This window comes from Leptolyngbya sp. PCC 6406 (genome assembly GCF_000332095.2).
In the GTDB taxonomy this organism is placed as follows: Bacteria; Cyanobacteriota; Cyanobacteriia; order Phormidesmidales; family Phormidesmidaceae; genus PCC-6406.
In genome coordinates, this window is record NZ_KI913949.1 from 5,466,751 (window position 1) to 5,470,495 (window position 3,745).

Here is a 3,745-nt window from a genome sequence, read left to right on the forward strand (position 1 = left end):
GTTTAATTTAGCGGTGTATTGGAAGCGCTCCTATCGCCAGAAGGGGCCGAAGGAGCCGTGGTATATCCTGACTAATCTGCCCACCTTGAAGCAAGCGTTAGCGGTCTATCGGTGTCGCTGGGGCATTGAACAGCTCTTCAAAGATTTTAAGACTGGGGGCTATAACTTGGAGGACACCAAGGTCAATGACACCCGATTCTTAGCCTTAGTTTTACTGATCGCTCTGGCTTACAGTTTGGCGACTCTCCACGGCCAGTGGATGCAGGAGGCCAAGCTAGCTCAGTATGCCGGACGTCTCCAAGAGCACCAAGATAAGGCTCCACGGCACAGTGACTTTAGCTTCAGTCTCTATGGCCAACGATGGCTCTATGCCATGGACTTATGGGCCGATTGGGCGCTCAAGCTGGTGGCCCTTAAACCCCATAAACACCGCTATTTTCAGCGAGGTTTTCACGCTCTATCCCTTATCCAGCAAGCTCTCTAGGGGGGTTGTCACCCTGTAAGACCGCAACCTGGGTCAGTACAACCGCGCCATTGACCTCTATGAACAAGACCTGGCGATCGCCCGCGAGATTGGCGATCGCGCTGGGGAAGGCATCACCCTGGGCAATTTGGGCGTTGTTTACCGCAACCTGGGCCAGTACAACCGCGCCATTGACCTCTATGAACAACACCTGGCGATCGCCCGCGAGATTGGTGATCGCGCCGGGGAAGGCCGCGCCCTGGGCAATTTGGGCAATGCTTACAACAGCCTGGGCCAGTACAACCGCGCCATTGACTTCTATGAACAGCAGCTCGCGATTACCCGCGAGATTGGCGATCGCGCCGGGGAAGGCCGCGCCCTGGGCAATTTGGGCGCTGCTTACAACAGCCTGGGCCAGTACAACCGCGCCATTGACTTCTATGAACAGCAGCTCGCGATTACCCGCGAGATTGGCGATCGCGCTGTAGAAGGCCGCGCCCTGGGCAATTTGGGCGCTGCCTTCTACAGCCTGGGCCAGTACGATCGCGCCCTAGAACAGTTTGGCCAAGCCGTCGCCCTCTTTAACCAACTCGGTGCCCGCGCCGAAGAAGCTGTCTTTCTCAGCAACATCGGCGTCCTGCTCAACGATCGCGACCAACCCGAACTGGCCATCACCTTCCTCAAAGCCAGCGTCGATATCCGGGAATCCATACGCGGCGACATCCGCCAACTCGATCGCGACCTCCAACAAACCTTCACCGACACCATCGCCAGCGACTACCGCATCCTCGCCGACCTCCTCCTTGAACAAGACCGCGTCCTCGAAGCCCAAGAAGTCCTCGACCTGCTGAAACTGCAAGAACTCGAAGACTATCAACTCCGCAACGTCCGAGGCACCGAAGAAACCCGCCAGGGTATTTCCTTCTGGCCACCAGAGCAGGAAATCCTCGATCGCTTCTACACCCACCTAGAAACCAATACCGATCCCCAAACCTTCTTTACCAGCGCTGAAGTCACAGATCGCGTTGCCCAACTCCAACGCAATGCCCGCAGCCAAAACCCCAACCCCGAACAACTGGCGCGCCTACAAGGCAACCTGCAACAGGCAGGCAACGCCGCTCTGCTCTATCCCCTCGTCCTCGACGATCGCCTGGAACTAATCCTCGTCACCACCAGCGGCATCTCCCGCCACACCGTCCCCGTTGACCGGGTAGAGCTGAACCGGGCGATCGCCGCCTTCCGTTCCGACATTGAGGATCCCTTCAGCAACTCCCTCCCCAACGCTCAGCAGTTGTACCAATGGCTGATCGCGCCCCTCGCTGACGAGATTGATGCCGCCGGAGCCGAAACCATCCTCTACGCCGCAGACGGCCAACTGCGCTACATTCCCCTCGCCGCTTTGCATGACGGTGACCAATGGCTGACCCAGCGCTACACCCTCAACCACATCACCGCCGCCTCCCTGATGGACTTCTCCCAGGCGGAGTCAGCACCCCTCAGCATCCTGGCTGGCGCTTTCCCCGCTCAAGATCTGGTGGTGGAGGTAGCGGGGGTACAACGACCGTTCAGTGGTCTGCCCTATGCCCAGGTGGAGGTGGAGAATCTCCAGGCCAACTTACCGGGCACAGTGGCGTTTTTCAGTGCGGGGTTCAACCGCCAAGCTATTGAGCCTCGGCTGGGGAACCACACCATTATTCACTTGGCAACCCACGGAACGTTCCAGTCTGGTCATCCCAATGACTCGTTCATCTTGCTGGGGGATGGCGATCGCATTACCCTGTTTGACCTGGATCAATGGCAATTGCCCAATGCTGCCCTAGTGGTTCTCAGCGCCTGTGAGACGGCGGTGAGTGGGCCGCAGTTGGGCACGGGGGAGGAGATTTTGGGGTTTGGCTATCAGATTCAAAGGACGGGGGCAAGAGCCGCGATCGCATCTCTCTGGGTGGTGAGTGATGGCGGTACCCAGGTGTTGATGGATGCCTTCTATGGGGCGATGCAGGTGGGCTTGCCCAAGGCGGAGGCTCTGCGTCAGGCTCAGGTCGCTTTGATTACCAATGACTTTGCGGCGGTGGGGGGCAATCGCGGCATTGAAATCTTTAGCACCGTCACGGGGCAACCCTTGGTGCCGGGGGGGACGTTGGCCCATCCCTACTACTGGGCACCGTTTATTTTGATTGGCAATGGACTCTAGGGACAGGGCCTTGGCTTGCTCGTTCCGCAGAATGAGGGAAGGCTGGAACGTAATCAGGTCCAAGGGTTACGCTTAAGTTAATGCCCATCAGGGCTGTGCGCCCTTTGCAGAGTGGTTGCTATCAACCAGATATCGTATTCGTTTCAGCTTGGGGCGTGTGGACAATTAATTTAATACAGATATAGCCCTTGACGGTTTTTGCCTATCTCTATACCCATCCCCTGTTAGAGTCTGCGCCCCCTGACGATCTGTGGGGGGCAGAGGTGGTGCGGGTCTATCGAGATTTTGGTGGCGATGAATCCCAATCCGGTCAGTCTCGTCCCCAATTGCAGCAGCTCTTGCAGGATTGTGCCGGGGGCACCGTGGCAGAGGTGCGGGTGCGGCGGTGGGCGGAATTGGGGAACTCGCCGGATGCGATCGCACCCATTGTCACCCAACTTCAGGAACAGGGAATTCAGCTCACCTCCCTGGCGGAGGGGCCGTTTCCCGAGGGAGATGTGGTGGCGGTGGTGGCGGCGACCGCTGCGATCGCGCAACAACAACGCCGGGATAGTTTGCGGTTGGGCCATGCCCGCAACCGGGTGAAGGCCCAACCGCCACCGGGGCGGGCTCCCTACGGCTATCGACGCGGCAAGGATCGCTACACCCTAGATCGGGCAGCGGCTCCGGTGGTGAAGGACTTTTTTGAGCAGTTTCTCCTCTTTGGCTCCCTGCGGGGGGCGGTGCGGTATTTGGCCAAGACCTACGGCAAGCGCATCTCCGCCTCCACCGGACAGCGATGGCTGTCCCATCCGGTCTATCGCGGCGATCTGCTCTACCAGGATGGTCGGGTAGTGCGCGATACCCATACCCCCATCCTGGGGCGGGATGAGGCGGCCCAGGTAGATCGGCTGCTGCGCCGCAACCGCCGCCTCCCCCCCCGCACCGCCAGCGCCCAGCGGTCCCTCGCAGGGCTAGTGCAATGTCAGGAATGCGGCAGCACCCTGCGGGTGGCCCCCGTGAGCCGTCCCCGCCGAGATCAGACCTACCTGTATCTGCGCCCCAGCGCCTGTCCACGGGCAAAACCCTGTGGGGCGATTCCCTACGATGCG

At 59.5% G+C, this 3,745-nt stretch carries 3 protein-coding genes; all 3 read left to right on the forward strand.

Annotation, left to right across the window (positions count from 1 at the left end; genetic code table 11):
- Positions 1–484 (forward strand): transposase (locus LEP6406_RS29580; protein WP_036028768.1); only part of this gene is annotated, 484 nt, incomplete at its 5' end.
- A 28-nt stretch (positions 485–512) separates the two neighbouring features.
- Positions 513–2,654 carry a CHAT domain-containing protein gene (locus LEP6406_RS29585; protein ID WP_225886713.1) on the forward strand — a complete coding sequence of 714 codons (2,142 nt, stop codon included), beginning with the start codon at positions 513–515 and terminating at the stop codon, positions 2,652–2,654.
- 188 nt (positions 2,655–2,842) lie between these two features.
- The coding region (locus LEP6406_RS0224460) for a recombinase family protein (RefSeq protein WP_027269407.1) at positions 2,843–3,745 on the forward strand (903 nt) is incomplete at its 3' end.